Raw genomic sequence first — 22039 nt, forward strand, 5'->3', positions numbered from 1 at the left:
GCACGTCCGTCATTGCCGGTTGCCCAGCATCTTTTCCACGTACTTGGCCATGACATCGACCTCGAGGTTCACCTCGTCGCCCACCTCCAGCGAGCCGTGGGTCGTCTCCGCGAGGGTGGTGGGGATGAGCGAGACCTCGAAGAAGTCTTCTCCAACGGAGCTGACGGTGAGCGACGTGCCGTTGACCGCGATGGATCCCTTCTCCACCACGTAGCGGTTCAGCTCGGCGGGCAGGCTGAAGCGCAGCACCTCCCAGTGTTCGGAGACGGTCCTGCTGAGAAGTGAGGCGGTGCCGTCGACGTGGCCCTGCATGATGTGGCCGCCGAGGCGATCGCCCACGGCCATCGCACGCTCGAGGTTCACCTTCGTGCCCTTCGTGAGCGCGCCCAGCGCCGAGCGGTCGAGGGATTCCTGCATGACGTCGGCGGTGAAGCTGGCGTCATCGCGGGTGGCCACGGTCAGGCACACGCCGTTGACGGCGATGGAGTCCCCGAGCCTGGCGTCGGAGAGCACGGTCGACGCGCCGATGGTCAGGCGCACGGCGTCGCCCTGCGGCTCCAACGCCGTCACGGTGCCCATTTCTTCCACGAGTCCGGTGAACATGATTCAGACCTTTCTGGTCAGGTTGATGACGATGTCCTCGCCCACCTGCCGGTGATTCACGAGGCTAAATCTCTGAGCTTCTGCAAGCGTCGTGGCCAACCCGCCGCCGATGGTGGACAGGCCGGATCCGAGCAGCATCGGCGCGACATACGCGCGCACGGCGTCGACCTTGTCCTCGCGCAGGAACGACGCGGCGAGTCCGGCCCCGCCCTCGACCAGCACGTCCCGCGCGCCGTCCTCCCACAGTGCGTCCAGCGCGGTGTCGATGTCCGGATACTGCACCAGATGGCTGGCGTTCACTTCTCGACGCCCGATCACCACCCCCCTGGGCTGACGCGCCAACAGATTCCCGTCGGCGTCCCGCGCGGTCAACGAGGGGTTGTCCGCCAGGGCGGTGCCGGTGCCGACGATGATGGCGTCGCGCAGCTGCCGGTCCTCGTGCACGTGGCGGCGCGCCTCCGACCCGGTGATCCACTTGCTCGTGCCGTCCTCGGCCGCCGTGAACCCGTCCAGAGTCTGGGCGAACTTCAGCGTCACATGTGGCCGGCCGAGCCTGGTGGCCGCGAGCCACGGCTCGAGTGCCTCCACGCGCTGGTTCAGGAACTCGACCTCGACGCCGCGCTCGCGGAGGTAGTCGGCGCCGCCGGCGGCCTGCGGGAAGGGGTCGCTGTTGAGGTAGAGGAGGCGGTTGATTCCGGCGTCGATAAGCGCCCTCGAGCATGGTCCGGTCCTGCCGGTGTGGTTGCAGGGCTCCAGCGTGACCACGGCCGTGGCGCCGCGGGCCCGCTCGCCTGCCTGGCGCAGGGCCATGACCTCGGCGTGCGGGCCGCCTGGTGGCTGGGTGGCACCAACGCCGGCGATCTCATCTCCGGAGACGATTGCCGCACCGACCGACGGGTTCGGGCTGGTGGTGCCGCGGACGGAGTCGCCGGCGGCGATGGCTGCGGCTAGCGCGTTGTCGTTCACCTAGCGGGTGGCCAGCTCGCGAAGCTTGGCGATCGCCGCCGCCGGGTCGCCGAACTTGTACACCGCAGAACCGGCGACGAAGGCGTCCACGCCGGCCTCGGCGGCCTGCGCAATGGTGTCGGCGCTGATGCCGCCGTCGATCTCGATGATCACGTCGAGGTTGTTCTCGTCGATGTACGTGCGCAGCGTGCGCACCTTGTCCAGCTGCTCCGGCATGAAGGACTGCCCGCCGAAACCGGGTTCCACACTCATGACCAGCACCTGGTCGAACTCGGCGAGATCCTCGAGGTAGGGCTCGATCTGGGTGCCGGGCTTGACGCTGAACGCGGCCTTGGCAGCGAGCCCGCGGATCTTCCTCGCCAGCGCGACGTGGTCCTCGGTGGCCTCGATGTGGAACGTGATGATGTCCCCGCCCGCATCGATGTACTGCTCGACCCACTGCTCGGGATTCTCGATCATGAGATGAATATCCAGCGTCTGATCAGACAGGCGGTTGACCGTCTCGGTGATCGAGGGGCCGAAGGACAGGTTGGGCACAAAATGCCCGTCCATGATGTCCACGTGAATGCCGTCGGCGGTGGCGATCGCGGCGATCTCCTCCCCGAGTCGGGCGAAGTCGGCGTTGAGGATCGAGGGGAAGATGAGCGGTGCTGACATGCCCCTCAGACTACCGCGTCGTGGTTCAATGAGTGCCATGTCTGCAGACCTCGTGTCCACACTTGTCGACGGCTCCGTCGCCACCCTCACCCTCACCCGCGACCACAAACGCAACGCACTGGATCAGGACATGTGCCGCGCCATCGACGCCGCCCTCGACGAAGTTGTCGACGCCGGCGCCCGAGCCATCGTCATCACCGGCGACGGAAGCGCCTTCTGCGCCGGCGCAGACCTCGGCGGCGGCGTCTACGCCGACGGCTTCTTCGACGCCCTGTTCTCCATGCTCGGCCACATTCAGCGCGTGCCCGCCGTGGTCATCGGCGCCATCAACGGCCCGGCCGTCGGCGCCGGAACCCAGCTGGCCATGGCCTGCGACCTGCGCGTCGTCGCCGATTCCGCCTACTTCCGCGTTCCGGTGGTCGACGTCGCGATCGCCCTCGACGACGTCACCGTGCGCTCGTTGGAACGCCTTGTCGGCGGCGCCCGCGCGCGAACGATGCTGCTCACCGGCGCGACGCTGTCTTCCGAGGAAGCAGTAACGTGCGGGTTTGCCGCGATGTCGGGGACGCTTGACGACGCCCTGGCCCTCGCCTCCGTCTGCGCCACCAAAGCCCCACTGACCATCCGCAACCTCAAGGCCGAATTCGCCTGGGGCGGCTACCGCCCGTTCAGCGACGAGGAGCGGCAGGAATTCCAGCTCGCGGCGTGGAACTCGGAGGACGTGCAGGAGGCGCGGGCCGCGCGTTCGGAGAAGCGGGAGGCCGAGTTTCGGGGGCGGTAGCGGACGGGCCGTTACTAACTCCACCCAAACTCAGCTCGAGCGGTCAATTTTAGCTCGATTGGGTGGAGTTAGTGCACACCGAGGGGAGTCCACACGTGTGGACTCCCGCCGTTCTAGCCACTCACAAACTACCGTCAAACCACCGAATTTCGTTGGTTTGTGAGTGCTCCGAACGGCCCCCAATACCTGTCCCCGCCAGTCCACACGTGTGGACTTCCTACCCCCTCCGCAGCACCGCGAAGAACATTGCGTCCGTGCCGTGACGGTGCGGCCACATCTGCACGCTGAGCTCCTCGCCCGTGTCGGACATGCCCGGGACCAGCGCGTGCGCGTCCTCCTCCACCGCACCGAGTTCACGCACCGCACGATCCACCACCCCGCGGGTCTCCCGCACATCGGGTGAACACGTGGAGTACACAACCACGCCGCCCGGCTTCACCAGGGACAGCGCCGAGCGCAGCAGCTCGAACTGCAACACATTCAACGAAGCGAGGGCGGCGTCGGTCTTTCGCCAACGGGCTTCGGGCCTGCGCCGAAGGGCGCCGAGGCCGGAGCAGGGGGCGTCGAGAAGCACACGATCGAAGCCGGGCTCCAGGCCCGGGTCGCGGCCGTCGGCGACGTGGATCGTCACGGGGAGGCCGACGACGGACTTCCGAATGAGTTCGGCGCGGTGCTCGGAGATTTCGACGGCGTCGATGTGCGCGCCGTCGATACGCGCGAGCGAGCCCATGAGCGCGGCCTTACCGCCGGGGCCGGCCGCGAGGTCGAGCCAGCGGCCCTGGTCATCCGCGACGGGGGCCTCGACGACCGCGCGGGCGATGAGCTGGGAGCCCTCGTCCTGCACGCCGGCCAGCCGGTCGCGCACGGGCTCGAGCTGGCCGGGGTCGCCGCCGTCGAGGTAGACGGCGTAGGGCGAGTACTGGCCCTCATCGCCGCCGACCGACAGAGCGAGTTCCTCAGCGGAGATCTCTCCAGGCCGGGCCACGAGGTGCACCTTGGGGCGTTCCGAGTCGGCCTCGAGCGCGGGGAGTAGCTCGTCGGCGGGCAGCACCTGGAAAAAGGACTCGGCGATCCACGTGGGGTGCGCGGTCTGGAAGGCGGCCGCCGCGATGGGGTCTGCGGGGGTCAGCTTCTCCAACAGGTCCGGAGAGCGCGTGATGGTACGCAGAATCCCGTTGGTGAAGCCCTTGGCGTGCTCCATCCCCGCGGCCTCGACGAGGCGGACGGAGGTGTCCACGGCCGCGTGGTCCTCGACGCGGGTGTAGAGCAGCTGGTAGGCGCCGAGGCGCAATGCGTCGAGCACCTCCGGCGCGATGTCGCTGAGCGGGCGCGAAGAGCATTCGGCGATGACGGCGTCGAGCACGCCGGAGACGCGCAGCGTGCCGTAGGTGAGCTCGGTGGCGAAGGCCGCGTCACGCTCGGTGATGCGGCGCTGCTTGAGCAGGCCCGGCAGCGTGAGGTTGGCGTAGGCGTCGTCCGAACTCACCCGGCGCAGCGTGTCGTAGGCCGTCTGGCGCGCGGCGTCGATGCCCGGAACGGGTCGGAACTGTTCCTCCCGGCGTTTGACCTGCTTCTTCGGCGCGGGTTTGTCGCTGCCCCTGGACCTGGACCTGAATCCGCCGCTCATGAGAGAACCTTTCCGTTGATGTCTTCCGCCAGCCCGCGCGCCCAGTCGGCCGCGTTCATGCGCTTCTTGCCCGGCGCCTGGAGCTCGCCCAGCTGCACCGCCGTGGTGCCCGTGCCCACCAGCACGGACGTCTTGCTCACCTGGATTTCCCCGGGTTCAAGACGCGTATCGACGACCGTTGCCGGCCCCACCTTCAACCGCTGCTCTCCCAGCATGCTCCACGCGCCGGGGCCCGGAGTGTGCGCCCGGATGTGCCGGTCGATGGCATCGGCGTCGCGCGCCCAGTCGATGCGCGCATCCTCGGTGCTGATCTTGGCGGCGTAGGTGGCCTCGCCCTCCTGGGGCTGCGGGTTGGCGGCGCCGGAGGCGAGATCGTCCATGGTGCTCACGAGGAGGTCCGCACCGGAGTAAGCCAGGCGGGTGAGCAGGTCGTCCGCGGTGTCGGTGTCGCGGATCTCCTCCCTGATCCCGCCGAGGATCTCGCCGGTGTCCAGCCCCTCGTCGATGCGGAAGGTCGTGGCTCCGGTGACCTCGTCCCCGGCATTGATGGCGGCCTGCACGGGGGCGGCGCCGCGCCACGCGGGCAGCAGCGAGAAGTGCAGGTTGACCCAGCCGTGGGTGGGCAGATCCAGCAGGTCCTTGGGCACGAGGTTGCCGTAGGCCACCACGGGGATGGCCTCGGGGGCGAGCTCGGCAAGCCGGGTGCGGATGGCGTCGCCGTCCTCGGTGCCAGCTTTGAGCGTCGAGGGCTTGAGCGTCTCGATGCCGTGCTCGACCGCGAGCTCCGCCACCGGCGAGGGGTGCAGCGAACGGCCCCGCCCCTTACGTGCATCCGGGCGGGTGAGCACGGCGATGACCTCGTGCTCGGAGTCGATGAGCGCCTGCAGCGCCACGACGGCGGGTTCCGGTGTTCCGGCAAAAATGAGGCGCATGGTCACGGCCTTTCTTCGTTAAGTATTGCGTTGGCTTCCCTGCGCAGCTCGGGGCTGAGGCGTTTGAGGAAGAGGATGCCGTCCAGGTGGTCGATCTCATGTTGGAAACAGCGTGCGAGCAGTCGGGAGGCCTGGATTGCCACCGGTCGCCCGTCCACGTCCCGGCCGCGGACCAGAACCTGCATGTGGCGTTCGGTGTCCATGGAGATGCCCGGGATGGAGAGGCAGCCTTCCTTGCCGATCTGCGTCTGGTCGCCAATCGGCACCCACGAGGGGTTGATGAGGTGCCCACGCAGTCCGCCGGGCTGGTGAGAGGTGTCGAAGACAATAACCCGGTTGAGCAGCCCGATCTGGTTGGATGCCAGCCCGACTCCCCCGGCCGAGTCCATGGTCTCCAGCATGTCGGTGACCTGCGCGCGCAGGCCCGGCGTGCCGAACTCCGTCACCTCGGAGGCACGGGTCTTGAGCACGGGGTCCCCGTACATCCTGATCGGCCTGACTGTCATTGCACTCCCTCGTTTGTTAACCCACATGCACCGGATCGACCTGCACCCTCAGCGCCAGGTCGTCCTTGCGCGTGGCCCGGGCCACCATCCCGCGCCGCAGCGCCCTGCCCAGTTCCGAACGGGGGCCGAGCGGGGTGCGGATGAGCAGGCGCTGGGCCGGGCCAAACCGGGATTCATCGTAGTCACCCGGCAGTTTGGCTGACGCAGGCAGGTCGACGGGCCCGAGCACCTCGGCGCCAGCGGGAAGTTCCGTGAGTTCGAGGAACAGATCCAGCGAGGCATTCGCCCCGTCGACGGCGGCCATGTGCACGGCGGGTGGGAAACGCACGGCACGTCGCTCGGCAAGCTCGCGTTCTGCCGCGCCGACCATGTCCCAGCGCAGCAGCTCCTGGACCACGGTGAGGCCCGGATCGGCGACCACGATGACTTCGCCGTCGTCGCGCCGCGGCGACACCTGAGCCGCCACCGCCGCCCATTTCGCCAGCGTGTCCTCGGTGGCGCGCAGGTCCTGCCGGCCGAGCAGCGCCCAGGTGTCCAGCAGCAGTGCGGCGCCGTAGTGCCCGCCGGTGACGCGGGGTTCGGCACCCGGCGTGGCGACGACCAGTCCAGCCGCGCACCCGACTTCGTCGATGACCCGGCTGCCCCCGGACGTGATCACCCGGGTCGACGGGAACGCCCGCCCGAGCTCCTCGGCGGTGCGTTCGGTGCCGAGCACCACCGCGCGGGTCTTCACCGAGCCGCATTCGGAACAACGGTGCTGCGGGTCGGGTCGCCCGCACCAGCGGCACGTGGGCACGGAGCCGTGCTCGCCGGTTCCGGGCGGGAGCCCCAACGGCCCGTTGCACACCCGGCAGCGCGCGGGTGCGCGGCAGTTGCCGCAGGCCAGCGTGGGCACATACCCCTTGCGCGGCACCTGGATGAGCACCGGCTGGTTGCGGTCCAGGGCCTTGCGCGCCGCCTCGAAGGCCACGAGCGGCAGGCGGGCGGACTGCGCACGCGGGTCGCGGACCAGCTCGAACTCGCTGTCTCCGGCGGCTCGGATGAGTGGCATGCGGGTGCGCAGGGTCTCGCGCGGGGCGACCAGGCCGTGCGCCCACCCGGCCTCGACAAGTAGCTGCGCCTCGGCGCTGCGGGTGTAGCCGGCGACGATGAACGAGCTCGATTCGATGCTCGAGCGGGTGGTCAACACCTCCCGCGCATGGGCGTAGGGGGCGCGCGGGTCGACGAGGTTGTCGTCGCCGTCGTGAAGCACGACGGTCAGGGCGAGCTTATCGACGGGCGCGAACGCCGCGGAGCGCGTGCCGATGACCAGGCGGGCCTGCCCGTGGAGGATCGCCAGGTACCGCCGGTAACGCGCCTGCTGGCCCAGCCCGGCGGTGAGCACCGTGACCTGTTTGGCGGAGACAAGCTCGCGCAGTGCGGCCTCGAGCGCGTCGACGTCGCGCTGGTCGGGCACGACGATGAGCGCGCCACGGCCGCCGAGGGCGACCTTGACGGCCAGGGCGGCGAGCGCTGCGGCCCAGTCCTCCCCCGGCGCCATCTGCCAGGCGGCGCGCGCGGGGGTGCCGGAGACCACGGCGTCGACGAAGGACTCCCCGTGCTCGTAGGCGGACCACGGGGAGAGGTCGGGCTCGGTCACCTCGCCGAGGCCCTCCCAGGCGGTGTCGGTGTCCGAGGACTCCGCCCCAGCGTGGCGCGGGGGGATCGCGGAGCGCAGGAGATCGGAGCGCACGCCGGCGTAGCGGTCGGACAGGGCGTCGACAAGCTTTTTTACCCGCTCGGGATAGACGACCTCCGGGGAGATGACGCGGTCGATGAAACGCAGCTTGCCGTCGTGGTCCGAGGCGGAGCGGCGCTCGAGGACGAGGGCGTCGACGAGGCGGCCGGCGAAACGCACCCGCACGCGGACCCCGGGCTGCGCGTCGGCGGAATGCTCCTCGGCGACGAGGTAGTCGAAGGGGCGGTCCAGATGCGCCAGGCCCAACAGCGGAAGCACCGCAGCAACCGGCTTGTGCTGCGCGGTGTCTGCGGTGCTTCTGCTGGCCATAAGACCGCCGATACTACAGGCCGGCGGCGGCGCGCAGGGCGGGCGCCTTGTCCGTGGACTCCCACGGCAGATCCAGGTCCGTGCGGCCGAAGTGACCGTAGGCGGCGGTCTGCGCGTAGATGGGGCGCAGGAGGTCGAGCTCGCGGATGATCGCGCCCGGTCGGAGGTCGAAGACCTCGGAGACGGCCTGCTGGATCTGCTCGTCGTTAAGCCCGTTCTGGGCGGTGCCGAAGGTCTCCACGTAGAGGCCCACCGGCTGCGCGCGGCCGATGGCGTAGGCCACCTGCACCTCGGCGCGCTCGGCGAGATCTGCGGCGACGATGTTCTTGGCCACCCAGCGCATGGCGTAGGCGGCGGAGCGGTCCACCTTGGACGGGTCCTTGCCGGAGAAGGCGCCGCCGCCGTGGCGGGCCATGCCGCCGTAGGTGTCCACGATGATCTTGCGGCCGGTCAGGCCCGCGTCGCCCATGGGACCGCCGAGGACGAAGGAACCCGAGGGGTTGATGAGCACGTCGAAGTCCTCGGTGACGTACTGCTCCAGGCCGGCGTCGGCGATGACCCAGTCGATGACATGTTTCCGCAGCTCCAGTTTCAGCTCATCCTGGGTGATGTCGCTGTCATGCTGCGTGGAGATGACCACGGTGTCGAGGTGGCTCGGACGGTCGCCGTCGTAGGCGAAGGTGACCTGGGTCTTGCCGTCCGGGCGCAGGTGGTCGACGATGCCCTCCTTGCGCACCTGGGTCAGCCGGCGCGAGAGCCGGTGCGCCACCGCGATGGGCAGCGGCATGAACTCCGGGGTCTCGTTGGTGGCGTAGCCGAACATCAGGCCCTGGTCGCCGGCGCCGGCCTGGTCGTCGACGTCGACGCTGCCGTTGTCACGCACCTCCATGGCGGTGTCCACGCCGATGCCGATCTCCTGGGACTGCTCGCCGATGGCGATGTTCACGCCGCAGGTGTGGCCGTCGAAGCCGACCTCGGAGGAGATGAATCCGATCTCGACGAGCTTGTCCCGCACGAGCTTGGGGATCTCCACGTAACCCGTGGTGCGTACCTCGCCCACAACGTGCACCTGACCGGTGGTCACCAGCGTCTCCACGGCGACGCGTGATGCCGGATCCTGCTCGAGCATGGCGTCGAGGATCGTGTCCGAGATGGCGTCGCAGATCTTGTCCGGGTGGCCCTCGGTGACCGATTCGCTGGTGAACAGGCGCGTGGCCGTGCGGGCGGCCTGGGAGGTGGCCGGGTTGCTTTCCGTCACTGGGGTGTCCTCACTGTGGAAGTTTCGGGGAGCGCTTTAATCGCTAATGCGCCCCACCCTACCCCCAAATAGACCAAGCTGTCTAATCGCGGTCGTGGGCGAGCTCGTCGACGCCCTCGAGGATCTGCACCGCCACGTCCAGCTTGGTGCCGTCGGCGATGTCGCGGACCTCGCCCTCCCGGTTGAGCAGCCAGCCCGCGTTGCGCGCCTGGCCGAACACCCCGCCGCCGGAGACGTCATTGCACATGAGCAGGTCGCAGCCCTTGCGCTGAATCTTTTGCTGGGCAAGCTCGAGCGGGCTGTGCCCGTCCCCACCGGTCTCGGCGGCAAAACCCACGATCACCGTGTCGGCCGGGATCTCCCCCTCGTCGCGTGCGGTGACGCTCCACCGGAGAATGTCCGGGTTCTCCACCAGTTCGACGCGGCTGAGCGCCCCGTCGTCGCTGCCCTTCTTCATCTTCGACGTGGCCTGGGTGGCGGGTCGGAAGTCCGACACCGCGGCCGCCATGATGATCAGGTCCGATGCCGCGGCCCGCTCCTGCACCGCGCGGTACATCTCCTCGGTGCTCACCACGGGCACGATCTCCGCGCCCGCAGGAGTCGGCAGGGCCACCGTGTTGCCCGCGACGATGGTCACCTGCGCCCCACGCTGCGCGGCCGCCTCTGCCAGGGCGAATCCCTGTCGCCCCGAGGAGCGGTTGCCGATGTAACGCACCGGGTCGATGTTCTCCTGGGTGCCGCCGGCGGTGATGAGCACGCGCCTGCCGTCCCAGTCGTGCTCCAGACGACGGCCGGCGAGCAGCGTGCGGCTCAGCTCGGCGATCTGCTCGGCGTCCGGAAGCCTGCCCGCGCCGGTGTCCGGCCCGGTGAGCCGCCCGTGCGCCGGCTCCATGACGGTGATGCCGCGGCTGCGGAGGATCTCCACGTTGGCCCTCGTCGCGGCGTTGTTCCACATCTCGGTGTGCATGGCCGGGGCGACGAGCACGGGGCAGGTGGCCACCAGCACGGTGGCGGTGAGCAGGTCGTCGGCACGCCCGTGGGCGAGGCGGGCCATAAGGTCGGCGGTGGCCGGGGCGATGACCAGCAGGTCCGCCTCCTGGCCGATGCGCACGTGCCGGACCTCGTCCACCCCGTCGAACACGGTGGTGGACACCGGGTGGCCGGAGAGCGCCTCGAAGGTGGCCGAACCGACGAACCGCAGCGCCGACTCGGTGGGCACAACCCGGACGCCGTCGCCCCCCTCGGCGAAGTTACGCACCAGCTGGCAGGCCTTGTACGCGGCGATCCCGCCGCCCACTCCGACGACGATGCGGGCGGTGCGGTCGGTGCTCTGGTTCGGGCAAGGATCTGACACGGTGGTGATTCCCCCAGGGGTGAGAAGGCGGTGGCTAAGGCTTCCGAGTCTAGCCACCTCCACACACAAAACCGCCCCCACTTCGTCGCACGGTGTGCGTCAGGGGTGGGGGCGGCCTCAGAGGAAAAAGACTCGGACTTACTTGCCTTCTTCGTGCTCGAGCAGTCCGGCCTCGATCTCGCGCAGCGCGATCGAGAGCGGCTTCTCGCCGGGTTCCGGGGTCACCAGCGGGCCGATGAACTCGAAGACGCCGTCGTCCGGCTGCTGGTAGTAGCTGTTGATCTGGCGCGCGCGCTTGGCGGCGAAGATCGACAGGGCGTACTTGGAGGACACGGTGTCCAACAGGTCGTCGATCGGCGGACCGGTGATGCCTGACGGCGGGTCATAGACCGGCTCGGGCTTGGTCTCGTTGTTCGGGTTGGTCACTTGCACCTACTCCTGATTGTCATTCATTTGAGTCACGGGGTCCCAGCGTCTCAGCGTCGAAGCTTCCCAGCAGGATTGCGCTGATGTCTCCGACGGCGGCATCGACGTCGTCGTTGACCACCACGTGGTCGAACTCGTCCTTGTGGGCGAGCTCCTCCTCCGCTGTTCGCAGGCGCCGGGAGATGACCTCTTCCGACTCGGTCCCCCGCCCGGTGAGGCGCTCCACGAGCTCCTCCCAGGACGGCGGGGCGAGAAAGACGGTGACCGCGTCCGGCTTGAGTTCCTTGATGGCGCGGGCGCCTTCAAGGTCGACCTCCACCAGGACGGGTCGGCCCTCGTCCAGCGCTGCGTTGACCGGATAAGCCGGTGTGCCGGAGCGTTGGAGTCCGCCGTGGATGTCGGCCCATTCCAGCATCTCGCCGTTCTCGATCCGCTGCTGGAACAGTTCGGGAGTGACGAAGAAATAGTCCACCCCGTCACTTTCCCCGGGACGAGGCGAACGAGTGGTCATGGAGACGCTGAAATAGAGATTGTCCACGGCAGCGCGCAGCCGAGATACCACTGTGGATTTCCCGACGGCCGAGGGTCCGGCTAGGACGATCAGGCGACCCCGGGGGTTGTCGCCAGCCATAAATTAATCCTCGGAGAAGCCGAAGCGCTCGAGCAGAGCGCGACGCTGGCGCTCGCCGAGGCCGCGCAGGCGGCGGGTCTGGGCAATCTCGAGCTCGTCCATGATCTCCTTGGCCTTGACCTTGCCGACCTTGGGGAGAGCTTCGAGGATCGCGGAGACCTTGGTCTTGCCGATGATCTCGTCGGTCTCAGCCTTGTCCAGGACCTCTTTGAGGTTGGTTCCGCCGCGCTTGAGCTCAGCCTTGAGTTCAGCGCGGGCCTTGCGAGCCTCAGCAGCCTTAGCGAGCGCGGCCTTGCGCTGCTCGTCGGTCAACTTGGGAAGGGCCACGGGGTTCCTCCGTTTTCGATTCTTGAGTAGTGGTCTGTTGGACGTTACCGCCCGGTGCTCAGCAGCCGTCTGACCTGCAACTACGGATAGTTTTAGGATCTTTCGGCACTGACTCCGGGCAAGTCTAGCACCGTGGTCGGCCAACGCGGCATTCCCCACCCGTAAACTGCCACGTCAGGGCACTAAGGCGGGGAAACTGCCTGGTCAGTTTACGTCGGTCGCCGGGAAGTCCCGGGCCGCCTCCAGAGCCTGTTTCCGCAGGGAGACGGGGTCCGGACCAGCGCCGAGCACGGAACGTGACACATTGGCGATGGCGAGGTGCTCCACCCCTGCCGCAATCCGCGCCACGTCCGCCGCCCCGGCGCCCTGGGCACCGACTCCGGGCATGAGCACCGGACCGGCGAGACGGGAGAGATCGGGGGGCGTATCGACGGTCGCGCCAACCACCACCCCTATCGACCCGGTCGTCTGCCCGGCGTTGAGCTCCGCGCAGCGATCCACTACTGACTGGGCGATGCTCCGCCCGTCCGGACCCGCGGTGTTCTGCAGACCGGGCGCCTCCGGGTTGGAGGTGGCGGCGAGCACGAACACTCCCCCGCCGGTGCGCCGGGAGGCCTCGAACACCGGGGCCAGCGAATCCACGCCGAGGTAGGGCGAGACGGTGACGGCGTCGCTACGCAGCGGCGAGGTCTCCCCCAGCCACGCGTCGGCGTAACCGGCCATCGTGGAGCCGATGTCGCCGCGTTTGGCGTCGGCCACGGTGAGTGTCCCCGCCTCGCGCAGGGCGGCCAGGGTCTCCTCGAGCACCACAAACCCCGCGGAGCCGAAGCGCTCGAAGAACGCCACCTGGGGTTTGACCAGGGCGACGTGGCCGGCGAAGGCCTCGACGCACCGCTGCGAGAACTCGCGCAGGCCGGCGACGTCATCGCCCAGCCCCCAGGAATCCAGCAGCGCCGCGTGGGGGTCGATGCCCACGCACAGCCGGCCATGTTCCCGGGTCGCTGTCAGCAGCCGCTCGCCGAAGCTCACTGCTGCGCCGGGGAGTGGTCGAGTTCCTGCAGCGCGCGCACATCCAGGTCGCCCTGGCGCAGCGCCTCGATGCCCTGCACCGCGGCGGTGACACCCTGGACGGTGGTGACGAGCGGGATGCCGCTGCTCACGGCCGCCGCGCGGATGTCGTAGCCGTCGTGGCGTGCTCCCGCGGAGCCGGCGGGCGTGTTGAGGATGAGGTCGACCTCGCCCTCGAGGATGCGCTCGACGATGGACTGGCCCTCGGCGCCCTCGCGGACGTCGGAGGCCTTGAGCACGGTCTCACACTCGATGCCGTTGCGGCGCAGCATCTGCGCCGTGCCGGCGGTGGCCAGGAGGGTGAAGCCCATGGTGGCCAGGCGCTGGATCGGGAAGATCAGGGTGCGCTTGTCGCGGTTGGCCACGGAGACAAACACGGTGCCCTCGGTGGGGAGCTCGCCGAACGAGGCGTGCTCGGCCTTGGCGTAGGCCGCGCCGAAGTTGTCGGCCAGGCCCATGACCTCGCCGGTGGACTTCATCTCCGGGCTGAGCAGGGTGTCGAGCATGGAGCCGTCGGCACGCCGGAAACGGTTGAAGGGCAGCACGGCCTCCTTCACCGCGATGGGGTGCTCGAGCGGCAGCGAGCCGCCGTCGTAGTCCGTGGGCAGCATGCCCTCGGCCTTGAGCCCGGCGATGGTGTCGCCCAGCATGATGCGCGCGGCGGCCTTGGCCAGCGGGACGCCGGTGGCCTTGGACACGAACGGCACGGTGCGCGAGGCGCGCGGGTTGGCCTCGATGACGTAGAGCACGTCGTCCTTCAGGGCGAACTGGATGTTGAGCAGGCCCTTGACGCCGACGCCGAAGGCGATGGCCGTGGCGGAGCGACGGACGTTCTCGATGTCCTCCGGGCCGAGGGTCATCGGCGGCAGCGCACAGCCGGAGTCGCCGGAGTGGATGCCGGCCTCCTCGATGTGCTCCATGACGCCGCCGAGGAAGACCTCCTCGCCGTCGCACAGCGCGTCGACGTCGATCTCGATGGCGGAGTCGAGGAAGCGGTCCACCAGCACCGGGTGGTCCGGGGACAGCTCGGTGGCGCGGTTGATGTAGTCCTCGAGGCTGGGCTCGTCGTAGACGATCTCCATGCCCCGCCCGCCGAGCACATAGGACGGACGCACGAGCACGGGGTAGCCGATGCCCTTGGCCACGTCGCGGGCCTCGGCGAACGAGGTCGCGGTGCCGAAGTCGGGGGCGGGCAGCGAGGCGTCGGCAAGCACCCGACCGAACTCGCCGCGGTCCTCGGCGAGGTTGATGGCCTCGGGGCTGGTGCCCACGACGGGCACGCCGGCGTCGGCGAGGCGCTGTGCCAGGCCCAGCGGGGTCTGGCCGCCGAGCTGGACGATGACGCCGGCGACGTTGCCGGACTGGGACTCCGCGTGGAAGACCTCCATGACGTCCTCGAAGGTCAGCGGCTCAAAGTAGAGGCGGTCGGCGGTGTCGTAGTCGGTGGAGACGGTCTCCGGGTTGCAGTTGACCATGACGGTCTCGTAACCGCGCTCGGAGAGCTCCAGGGCCGCGTGCACGCAGGAGTAGTCGAACTCGATGCCCTGGCCGATGCGGTTGGGGCCGGAGCCGAGGATGAGCACCTTGTCCTTGCCGGTCTCGGAGACCTCGGACTCGGCCGCGGGGTCCAACTCGTAGGCGGAGTAGTGGTACGGGGTCTGGGCCTCGAACTCGCCTGCGCAGGTGTCCACGGTCTTGTACACCGGGCGCACGCCGAGCGACCAGCGCAGGGAGCGCACGCCGTTCTCGCCGGCGAGCTCGGGGCGCAGGGCGGCGATCTGGGCGTCCGAAAGCCCGAAGACCTTGGCCTCGCGCAGCAGGTCCTCGTCGAGGACCGGGGCGCCGGACAGCTCCTCGCGGAAGGCGACCAGCGCCTCCAGCTCGGCGAGGAACCACGGGTCGATGGCGCTGGCCTCGTGGACCTGCTCGACGGTGGCGCCGAGGCGCAGTGCCAGCTCGACGTCGTACATGCGGCCGTCGGTGGGTGTCTTCAGGTCCGCGAGCACGGCGTCGAGGTCGGTGGCGCGCTCGCCGGCGAAGTACTCGTCGGGGCGGGTCCAGAACCCGGCCTGCTTCTGCTCCAGCGAGCGCATGACCTTGTTCAGCCCGGCGATGTAGTTGCGGCCGATGCCCATGGCCTCACCGACGGACTTCATGGAGGTGGTCAGGGTCTCGTCGGCACCCGGGAACTTCTCGAAGGCAAAGCGCGGAGCCTTGACGATGACGTAGTCCAGCGTCGGCTCGAAGGCCGCCGGAGTGACGCCGGTGATGTCGTTGGTGACCTCGTCGAGCGTGTAACCGATGGCCAGCTTGGCGGCGAGCTTGGCGATGGGAAAGCCCGTCGCCTTCGACGCCAGTGCGGAGGAGCGCGAGACACGCGGGTTCATCTCGATGACGACGATGCGCCCGTTCTCCGGGTTGATGGCGTACTGGATGTTGCAGCCGCCGGTGTCCACGCCGACCTCGCGGATGATGGCGATGCCCAGGTTGCGCAGGTCCTGGAACTCGCGGTCGGTGAGCGTCAGGGCCGGGGCGACGGTGACGGAGTCGCCGGTGTGCACGCCGACGGCGTCGACGTTCTCGATCGACGCGATGACCACGACGTTGTCGTCGGTGTCACGCATGAGCTCGAGCTCGTACTCCTTCCACCCGAGGATGGACTCCTCGATGAGCACGTTGGCGTCCGGGGAGGCCGCGAGCCCGCCGCCGGCGATGCGCTCGAGATCCTTGGTGGTGTACGCCAGGCCGGAACCCAGGCCACCCATGGTGAAGGAGGGACGCACGACGACGGGAAGCCCGAGCTTCTCGACGGTCGCATGCACCTCCTCCATGGAGTAACACACCGCGGACCGGGCGGATTCGCCGCCGACCTTGGTGACGATGTCCTTGAACTTCTGCCGGTCCTCGCCGCGCTCGATGGCCTCGATGTCGGCGCCGATGAGCTCCACGCCGTGCTTGGCCAGGATGCCCTCGCGGTCGAGCTGGATGACCGCGTTGAGCGCCGTCTGCCCGCCGAGGGTGGCCAGCACCGCATCTACCTTGTGGCCCTGCTCGGCCTCGCGGGTGAGGATCTTGTCGATGTAGCTGGGGTGGATCGGCTCGATGTAGGTGTGGTCGGCGAACTCCGGGTCGGTCATGATGGTGGCCGGGTTGGAGTTGATGAGGGTGACCCGCAGGCCCTCCTCCTTGAGCACGCGGCAGGCCTGGGTGCCGGAGTAGTCGAACTCGCAGGCCTGGCCGATGACGATGGGGCCGGAGCCGATGACGAGGACGTGGTTGATGTCGTTGCGCTTAGGCATGTGGTGAGTGATCCTTCGTGCTTACTTGGCGTTCGGCGAGTGGTTGCTCATCAGGTCGATGAACTGGTCAAACAGGGGGTTCGCGTCGTGGGGTCCGGCGGCGGACTCGGGGTGGTACTGCACCGAGTAGGCCAGGCCGCTGTCCAGGGCGACGCCCTCGACGCAGTCGTCGTTGAGGCAGGAGTGGGTGACCGTGGCGGGTCCGAAGTCGGTGTCGAACTGCTCGCCGGGCTTGCCGCTGAGCGCGAAGCCGTGGTTCTGCGAGGTGATGTCGATCTTGCCGGTGACGTGGTTGATCACGGGCACGTTGATGCCGCGGTGGCCGAACTTGAGTTTGTAGGTGTCCAGGCCCAGCGCGCGGCCGAGGATCTGGTTGCCGAAGCAGATGCCGAACAGCGGGATCTTCTCCTCGATGATGTCGCGCGTGACGGCGACCATCTCGTCCGCGGTGCCGGGGTCGCCGGGGCCGTTGGAGATGAACACGCCGTCGGGCTGGTACTCGCGCACCTTCTCCAGCGAGGTGCCGGCGGGCACGACGACCGTCTCGATGCCGCGCTGGGCGAAGTGCCTCGGCGTGGCGGACTTGATGCCCATGTCGTAGGCGACGACGGTGTACTTCTTCTCCCCCTCCGCGGGGATGGTGTACGGCTCGTCGGTGCTCACCTCGGCGGCGAGGTCGAGGCCGGCCATGGAGGGCTGGGCCCGCACGATCTCGATGAGCTTCTCGACGGGCTGGTCAGCGTCCTCGCCGGAGAACAGCCCGGCGGCGACGGAGCCGAAGTTGCGCAGGTGGCGCACGATGGTGCGGGTGTCCACGCCCTCGATGCCGATGACGCCCTGCTTCTCCATCTCCTCGGCCAGCGTGCGCTCTGCACGCCAGTTGGAGACGCGCTTGGACAGGTCGCGCACGGCCAGGCCGGCGACCCAGATCTTGCCGCTGACGGACTCGGAGTCCTCGTCGTTCCAGCCGGTGTTGCCGATCTGCGGCGCGGCGGCGACGACGATCTGGCGGTGGTAGGAGGGGTCGGTCATCGTCTCCTGGTAGCCGGTCATGGCGGTGGTGAAGACGGCTTCACCGAGCGATGTGCCCCTGGCGCCGAAGGGGCGGCCGACGAAGGTGCGTCCGTCGGCGAGGACGAGGACGGCCCGGGGGCGGGTGGAGGTGCTCACTTGATGTTGGCCTTTCGGTGCAGGTTGTTCAGCATGAGGTGTTCTAGGCATTCGCGGGCGCGCAGGCCTGGCCGTCGCGGGAGGTCACCCGGCCGCGCAGTAGCGTGGCCACCACCCGGTGGGAGAAGTCCATGCCGTTGAAGGGTGTGTTCTCCGACTTCGACGCGAGCTGGCCGCGGTCGACGGTCCAGTCCTTCTCGGCCACCAGCGTGAGGTTGGCGGGCTCACCCACGGCGATCGGTCGGCCCTGATCCGCCAGGCGGGCGATCTCGGCGGGACGTTCGCTCATCACCCGGGCGATGAAGCGCCAGTCCGCCAGTCCGGAGCGCACGAAGATCTCCGACACGATGGCCAGCGAGGTCTCCAGTCCGAGCATGCCCGGCTTCGCGTGGTCGAACTCCACACACTTGTCCTCGGAGCCGTGGGGTGCGTGGTCCGTGGCGATGACGTCGATGGTGCCGTCGAGAAGCGCCTCCCTGAGAGCCAGGGTGTCGGACTCCTCGCGCAGCGGCGGATTGACACGGAAGACGCCGTCGTAGCTGTCCAGCACGGAGTCGGTGAGCAGCAGGTGGTGCGGGGTGACCTCGGCCGAGACGTTCACGCCCAGGGACTTGGCCCAGCGCAGCAGCTCGGCGGTTCCGGCGGTGGAGGCGTGACAGATGTGCAGGCGGCCCCCGTAGTCGCGGGTGAGCAGGATATCGCGCGCGACGATGGATTCCTCGGCTACGCGAGGCCAGCCGCGCAGGCCCAGGCGCGCGGCATTCTCGCCCTCGTGAGCGACGGCACCCTCGGTGAGGCGGTGCTCCTCCGCGTGCTGGGCGAGCAGAACATCCAGCCCGGCGGCGTATTCGATGGCGCGGCGCATGAGCAGCGGATCGGTGACACACTTGCCGTCGTCGGAGAACATGCGCACGCCCGCGTCGCCACGGTTCATCATGCCGAACTCCGTCAACGCCTCGCCTTTAAGGCCCTGGGTGATGGAGCCGACGGGGTGCACGTCGCACAGCCCCGCCGCCTGGCCCTTGGCCCAGACAGAGTCGGCGATGACGGGCTGGTCGGTGACCGGGTTGGTGTTGGCCATGGTGAACACGGCGGTGAACCCGCCGGCGGCCGCGGCCTGGGAGCCGGTGACGATGGTCTCGGTGTCCTCGCGGCCGGGCTCGCGGAAGTGCACGTGCAGGTCGACGAGACCCGGCAGCAGCACGGCGCCGTCGCCGTCGATGGTCTCGTCGGCGTCGCGGTTCTCACCGATCGCGGCGATGACACCGTCCTCAATGAACACGTCGGTGGGCTCGCCCTCGCCATAGGGGCGCACGTTTTTGATCAGGGTTTTCATGGTGTGAGCTCCTTCGGGCTGGCGATGAGGGTGAACAGCACGGCCATGCGCACATGCACGCCGTTGGCGACCTGGCGCAGGATCTGTCCGCGTTCGGAGTCGGCCACGCCATAGTTGATCTCCATGCCGCGCAGCATCGGGCCCGGGTGCATGATGATCGCTCCCGGCTTCAGCGCGCGCTCGCGCTCACGACTGAGGCCGAAGTAGGTGGCGTATTCGCGTTGCGACGGAAAGAATCCGCCGTTCATGCGCTCCGCCTGAACCCGCAGCATCATGACCACGTCAGCGCTCTTCACCTCAGTATCGAAGTCCTGCGAGACGCGTACCGGCCACTGCTGCATACCGGTGGGCAGCAGGCTGTTGGGCGCCACCAGCACGACCTCAGCGCCGAGCTTGGTCAGCAGGTCAACGTTCGAACGCACCACCCGAGAATGCAAGCAGTCGCCGACGATGAGCACCTTGCGGCCGTTCAGGTCGCCGAGCTGCTGGCGCATGGTCACGGCGTCGAGAAGCGCCTGCGTCGGGTGCTGGTGCTGGCCGTCGCCGGCGTTGATCACGCTGGGACCGTTGCCACCCGGGGCAACCCACTCGGCCAGGAGGTTCGCCGCGCCCGAGGACGGGTGGCGCATGATGATCGCGTCCGCGCCGATTGCCGAGAGAGTCAAGCCCGTGTCCTTGAGCGATTCGCCCTTCTTCACCGAGGAGGTCGACGCCGACAGGTTGATCACGTCCGCGCTCATCCACTTGCCCGCGACCTCAAAGGAGGACCGGGTTCGGGTGGAGTTCTCATAGAACAGGGTGAAGATCGTCCGCCCACGCAGGGTGGGCAGCTTCTTGATCTCCCGGTCGAGCAGCGTCTCCCGGAAACGATCCGCCTCGTCCATGAGGCCGACGATCTCGTTCCTGGACAGGCTCGCGATATCGAGCAGATGTTTCATGGGCATTTATCCTTCCGCCCGGACGAGTTCGACGCCGTCGCGGCCATCTATGGCTTCGAAGTACACCCGCACGTCCTCCGCGCGGGCCGTGGGAATATTCTTGCCCACATAGTCGGCGCGGATCGGCAGCTCCCGGTGGCCGCGGTCGACGAGGACAGCGAGCTGGATCTTCGCGGGGCGTCCCAGGTCGGCGAGAGCGTCGAACGCCGCGCGGATGGTGCGGCCGGAAAACAGGACGTCGTCGACAAGCACGACCACCGCCCCGTCGACGCCGCCGGCCGGAATGCGGGTGGGCAAGAGGGCGCGGTGTGGCTTGCTGCGCAGGTCATCGCGGTAGAGCGTGATGTCCAGCGAACCTGTGGGGATGGTTTGGCCGGAGAATTCCTCGATCCGGGCCGCGAGCATCTCCGCCAGCGGGACACCGCCCGAGGGGATGCCCAGGAGAACTACAATCGGCGCCTCTTCCGAGTCGAGCGCAGTGTTCTCGATGATCTGGTGCGCGATGCGTGCGACCGTGCGTGCGACGTCGTCGGAACTGAGCAGTTCCGTCGGATGCGCTGGTGCTTCACTCATCGTGGCCTCCTTTCCCGCCTCACTGTGCGGTCCGTTAAAGGATGGTGAATCGAAGTCCCGAAGAATATAGCACGTCTGCTTACGTAGTGTGGGGCTATGTCGTTCACTGCGGATCAGCTCATCAATTTTCCTCGCGACCTCGTCTGGAACTACCACACTCGTTCCGGAGCGGTCACCCGCCTGACCCCTGGGTTCCTGCCGATGCGCCCGGTTACCGAGGCAAACAGCCTGCGCGGTGGGATGACGGTGTTTTCTCTTCCCGGCGGGCTGCGGTGGAACGCGCAGCACCTCCCAGAGGGTTATGTCGAGGGGTCCTCATTCCGGGATATCTGCGTAAATTCCCCGCTGAGGCAGATCACTCAATGGACACACACCCACAACTTCTCGGATGATCCTTCGGGAGGCACACGAATCACCGACGAGGTGTCCACGCGCATCCCCGAGCGGCTGCTCCGCCCAGCCTTCGCCTACCGGCAGCACCAGCTCGAGCAGGACCTGGCGTTCCTCGCCCGTCAATCCTCCACTCCCCTGACCATCGCCATGACGGGCTCGTCGGGCACCGTCGGCTCGGCGCTGTGGGCGCTGCTCACCGTCGCGGGGCACACGATAATACCGCTCGTGCGGGGCGAGGCTTCAGACGGCGAGCGGCACTGGGACATGAACAGCCCTGCACCGGAGCTTCTCCACGGCGTCGACGTCCTCGTCCATCTCGCCGGCGAGCCGATCTTCGGCCGGTTCAACGACAGCCACAAAGCAAAGATCTACGCCTCCCGAGTCGGGCCGACCCGGCGACTGGCCGAGATCGTGGCCTCGAGTCCCCAGGTGAGCGCCATGATCAGTGCGTCTGCCATCGGCTACTACGGTGCCGAGCGCGGAGACGAGCCGCTCGACGAGGACTCCGCACCCGGCGAGGATTTTCTCGCCCACGTGGTCACCGACTGGGAAAACGCGACCGCCCCTGCCGAAAGGGCCGGCAAGCGGGTGGTTACGGTGCGCACGGGGATCGTCCTGTCCGGCGGAGGCGGGATGCTTCCGCTGCTGTCTGCGGCTATATCTACCGGGCTCGGCGGTCCGTTCGGGGACGGCCGCATGTGGATGTCCTGGATCGCGCTCGATGACCTCACCGACATCTATGCCACGGCGGTCGTCGATTCCGGGCTGACAGGCCCGGTCAATGCCGTCGCACCACACCCGGTGCGCAACCGGGGCTTGGTCAAGGCGCTGGGCCGGGAGCTGCACCGCCCGGCTTTCGTGCCGCTGCCCAAGTTTGCCCCGGCCGTGCTGCTCGGCCGCGACGGCGCGCGGGAGCTGGCGCTCGCCGACCAGCGGGTGTCGAACACGGCCCTGGCTGCCCGTGGACACTTTTACCGCTATCCCGATTTGGCAGGCGCACTGGCGCACGAGTTGGGCGGCCAGTCCCTGGCCTAGCTGGCCTGGCTGGCCTGGCTGGCCTGGCTGGCCTGGCTGGCCTGGCTGGCCTGGGACTCGATGGCCGGTGCCCCGGGAGTCGGTCTTGAGCACACCTTCCGAAAGCTCGACG

The 22039-nt window shown here is 68.5% G+C and carries 20 protein-coding genes; 2 read left to right on the forward strand and 18 right to left on the reverse strand.

The window, feature by feature from the left end; all coding sequences use genetic code 11:
* Positions 1 to 9: 9 nt before the first annotated feature.
* From CDOO_RS07475 to rpe, 3 genes are read right to left on the reverse strand one after another with little or no spacing between them, the layout of a single operon-like run.
* Complete coding sequence (locus CDOO_RS07475; protein ID WP_018021717.1) at positions 10 to 603, reverse strand: riboflavin synthase; 594 nt, start codon at positions 601 to 603, stop codon at positions 10 to 12.
* A 3-nt stretch (positions 604 to 606) separates the two neighbouring features.
* Positions 607 to 1569 (reverse strand): bifunctional diaminohydroxyphosphoribosylaminopyrimidine deaminase/5-amino-6-(5-phosphoribosylamino)uracil reductase RibD, encoded by a 963-nt coding sequence (gene ribD, locus CDOO_RS07480; RefSeq protein ID WP_018021718.1) that lies wholly within the window; start codon positions 1567 to 1569, stop codon positions 607 to 609.
* Complete coding sequence (rpe, locus tag CDOO_RS07485) at positions 1570 to 2226, reverse strand: ribulose-phosphate 3-epimerase (RefSeq protein ID WP_018021719.1); 657 nt, start codon at positions 2224 to 2226, stop codon at positions 1570 to 1572.
* 37 nt (positions 2227 to 2263) lie between these two features.
* On the opposite strand from rpe, the gene CDOO_RS07490 reads away from it, so the two are divergent.
* Positions 2264 to 3007 (forward strand): enoyl-CoA hydratase, encoded by a 744-nt coding sequence (locus tag CDOO_RS07490; protein WP_018021720.1) that lies wholly within the window; start codon positions 2264 to 2266, stop codon positions 3005 to 3007.
* A 217-nt stretch (positions 3008 to 3224) separates the two neighbouring features.
* On the opposite strand, the gene CDOO_RS07495 is transcribed toward CDOO_RS07490, so the two are convergent.
* From CDOO_RS07495 to pyrR, 15 genes are all read right to left on the reverse strand, one after another.
* The gene (locus tag CDOO_RS07495; protein WP_018021721.1) at positions 3225 to 4634 is read right to left on the reverse strand and encodes an RsmB/NOP family class I SAM-dependent RNA methyltransferase; all 1410 of its coding nucleotides are present in this window, start codon (positions 4632 to 4634) and stop codon (positions 3225 to 3227) included.
* The gene (gene fmt, locus CDOO_RS07500) at positions 4631 to 5566 is read right to left on the reverse strand and encodes a methionyl-tRNA formyltransferase (RefSeq protein ID WP_026159318.1); all 936 of its coding nucleotides are present in this window, start codon (positions 5564 to 5566) and stop codon (positions 4631 to 4633) included. Before fmt ends, CDOO_RS07495 begins: the two co-directional genes overlap by 4 nt.
* 2 nt (positions 5567 to 5568) lie before the next feature.
* Positions 5569 to 6072, reverse strand: a complete 504-nt coding sequence (def, locus tag CDOO_RS07505) for a peptide deformylase (protein WP_026159319.1) — start codon at positions 6070 to 6072, stop codon at positions 5569 to 5571.
* A gap of 16 nt (positions 6073 to 6088) precedes the next feature.
* Positions 6089 to 8119, reverse strand: a complete 2031-nt coding sequence (locus CDOO_RS07510; RefSeq protein ID WP_018021724.1) for a primosomal protein N' — start codon at positions 8117 to 8119, stop codon at positions 6089 to 6091.
* Positions 8120 to 8132: 13 nt separating this feature from the next.
* The gene (metK, locus tag CDOO_RS07515; RefSeq protein ID WP_018021725.1) at positions 8133 to 9377 is read right to left on the reverse strand and encodes a methionine adenosyltransferase; all 1245 of its coding nucleotides are present in this window, start codon (positions 9375 to 9377) and stop codon (positions 8133 to 8135) included.
* 82 nt (positions 9378 to 9459) lie between these two features.
* Positions 9460 to 10731, reverse strand: a complete 1272-nt coding sequence (gene coaBC, locus CDOO_RS07520) for a bifunctional phosphopantothenoylcysteine decarboxylase/phosphopantothenate--cysteine ligase CoaBC (protein ID WP_018021726.1) — start codon at positions 10729 to 10731, stop codon at positions 9460 to 9462.
* A 138-nt stretch (positions 10732 to 10869) separates the two neighbouring features.
* Complete coding sequence (gene rpoZ / locus CDOO_RS07525; RefSeq protein WP_018021727.1) at positions 10870 to 11157, reverse strand: DNA-directed RNA polymerase subunit omega; 288 nt, start codon at positions 11155 to 11157, stop codon at positions 10870 to 10872.
* Positions 11158 to 11176: 19 nt separating this feature from the next.
* Complete coding sequence (gene gmk, locus CDOO_RS07530) at positions 11177 to 11788, reverse strand: guanylate kinase (RefSeq protein ID WP_026159321.1); 612 nt, start codon at positions 11786 to 11788, stop codon at positions 11177 to 11179.
* Between the two features lie 3 nt (positions 11789 to 11791).
* Positions 11792 to 12115: an integration host factor, actinobacterial type gene (mihF, locus tag CDOO_RS07535; RefSeq protein ID WP_018021729.1), complete on the reverse strand. Its 324-nt coding sequence runs from the start codon at positions 12113 to 12115 to the stop codon at positions 11792 to 11794.
* A 204-nt stretch (positions 12116 to 12319) separates the two neighbouring features.
* Entirely contained in the window at positions 12320 to 13144 is an 825-nt protein-coding gene (pyrF, locus tag CDOO_RS07540; RefSeq protein WP_038573367.1) for an orotidine-5'-phosphate decarboxylase, read from the reverse strand.
* Positions 13141 to 16482: a carbamoyl-phosphate synthase large subunit gene (gene carB / locus CDOO_RS07545; RefSeq protein ID WP_018021731.1), complete on the reverse strand. Its 3342-nt coding sequence runs from the start codon at positions 16480 to 16482 to the stop codon at positions 13141 to 13143. Before carB ends, pyrF begins: the two co-directional genes overlap by 4 nt.
* A 21-nt stretch (positions 16483 to 16503) precedes the next feature.
* Positions 16504 to 17652, reverse strand: coding sequence for a glutamine-hydrolyzing carbamoyl-phosphate synthase small subunit (carA, locus tag CDOO_RS07550; protein ID WP_018021732.1), 1149 nt, complete (start codon positions 17650 to 17652; stop codon positions 16504 to 16506).
* A 43-nt stretch (positions 17653 to 17695) separates the two neighbouring features.
* Positions 17696 to 18988 carry a dihydroorotase gene (locus CDOO_RS07555; RefSeq protein ID WP_018021733.1) on the reverse strand — a complete coding sequence of 431 codons (1293 nt, stop codon included), beginning with the start codon at positions 18986 to 18988 and terminating at the stop codon, positions 17696 to 17698.
* Positions 18985 to 19926: an aspartate carbamoyltransferase catalytic subunit gene (locus CDOO_RS07560; RefSeq protein ID WP_026159322.1), complete on the reverse strand. Its 942-nt coding sequence runs from the start codon at positions 19924 to 19926 to the stop codon at positions 18985 to 18987. The genes CDOO_RS07555 and CDOO_RS07560 overlap by 4 nt, the downstream gene beginning before the upstream one ends.
* A 6-nt stretch (positions 19927 to 19932) precedes the next feature.
* Positions 19933 to 20499, reverse strand: a complete 567-nt coding sequence (gene pyrR / locus CDOO_RS07565; protein WP_018021735.1) for a bifunctional pyr operon transcriptional regulator/uracil phosphoribosyltransferase PyrR — start codon at positions 20497 to 20499, stop codon at positions 19933 to 19935.
* Between the two features lie 96 nt (positions 20500 to 20595).
* Between pyrR and CDOO_RS07570 the strand changes: the two genes are divergently transcribed.
* Complete coding sequence (locus tag CDOO_RS07570; protein WP_018021736.1) at positions 20596 to 21927, forward strand: TIGR01777 family oxidoreductase; 1332 nt, start codon at positions 20596 to 20598, stop codon at positions 21925 to 21927.
* Positions 21928 to 22039: the final 112 nt, after the last annotated feature.

It is taken from the genome of Corynebacterium doosanense CAU 212 = DSM 45436 (genome assembly GCF_000767055.1).
Taxonomy (GTDB): domain Bacteria; phylum Actinomycetota; class Actinomycetes; order Mycobacteriales; family Mycobacteriaceae; genus Corynebacterium; species Corynebacterium doosanense.

Bases quoted from the DNA above. Each gene is read 5' to 3' on its own strand.
- CDOO_RS07475 (WP_018021717.1), bottom strand. From the start codon at position 603: ATGTTCACCGGACTCGTGGAAGAAATGGGCACCGTGACGGCGTTGGAG.
- rpe (WP_018021719.1), bottom strand. From the start codon at position 2,226: ATGTCAGCACCGCTCATCTTCCCCTCGATCCTCAACGCCGACTTCGCC.
- CDOO_RS07490 (WP_018021720.1), top strand. From the start codon at position 2,264: ATGTCTGCAGACCTCGTGTCCACACTTGTCGACGGCTCCGTCGCCACC.
- CDOO_RS07495 (WP_018021721.1), bottom strand. From the start codon at position 4,634: ATGAGCGGCGGATTCAGGTCCAGGTCCAGGGGCAGCGACAAACCCGCG.
- fmt (WP_026159318.1), bottom strand. From the start codon at position 5,566: ATGCGCCTCATTTTTGCCGGAACACCGGAACCCGCCGTCGTGGCGCTG.
- def (WP_026159319.1), bottom strand. From the start codon at position 6,072: ATGACAGTCAGGCCGATCAGGATGTACGGGGACCCCGTGCTCAAGACC.
- CDOO_RS07510 (WP_018021724.1), bottom strand. From the start codon at position 8,119: ATGGCCAGCAGAAGCACCGCAGACACCGCGCAGCACAAGCCGGTTGCT.
- gmk (WP_026159321.1), bottom strand. From the start codon at position 11,788: ATGGCTGGCGACAACCCCCGGGGTCGCCTGATCGTCCTAGCCGGACCC.
- carB (WP_018021731.1), bottom strand. From the start codon at position 16,482: ATGCCTAAGCGCAACGACATCAACCACGTCCTCGTCATCGGCTCCGGC.
- CDOO_RS07555 (WP_018021733.1), bottom strand. From the start codon at position 18,988: ATGAAAACCCTGATCAAAAACGTGCGCCCCTATGGCGAGGGCGAGCCC.
- CDOO_RS07560 (WP_026159322.1), bottom strand. From the start codon at position 19,926: ATGAAACATCTGCTCGATATCGCGAGCCTGTCCAGGAACGAGATCGTC.
- pyrR (WP_018021735.1), bottom strand. From the start codon at position 20,499: ATGAGTGAAGCACCAGCGCATCCGACGGAACTGCTCAGTTCCGACGAC.
- CDOO_RS07570 (WP_018021736.1), top strand. From the start codon at position 20,596: ATGTCGTTCACTGCGGATCAGCTCATCAATTTTCCTCGCGACCTCGTC.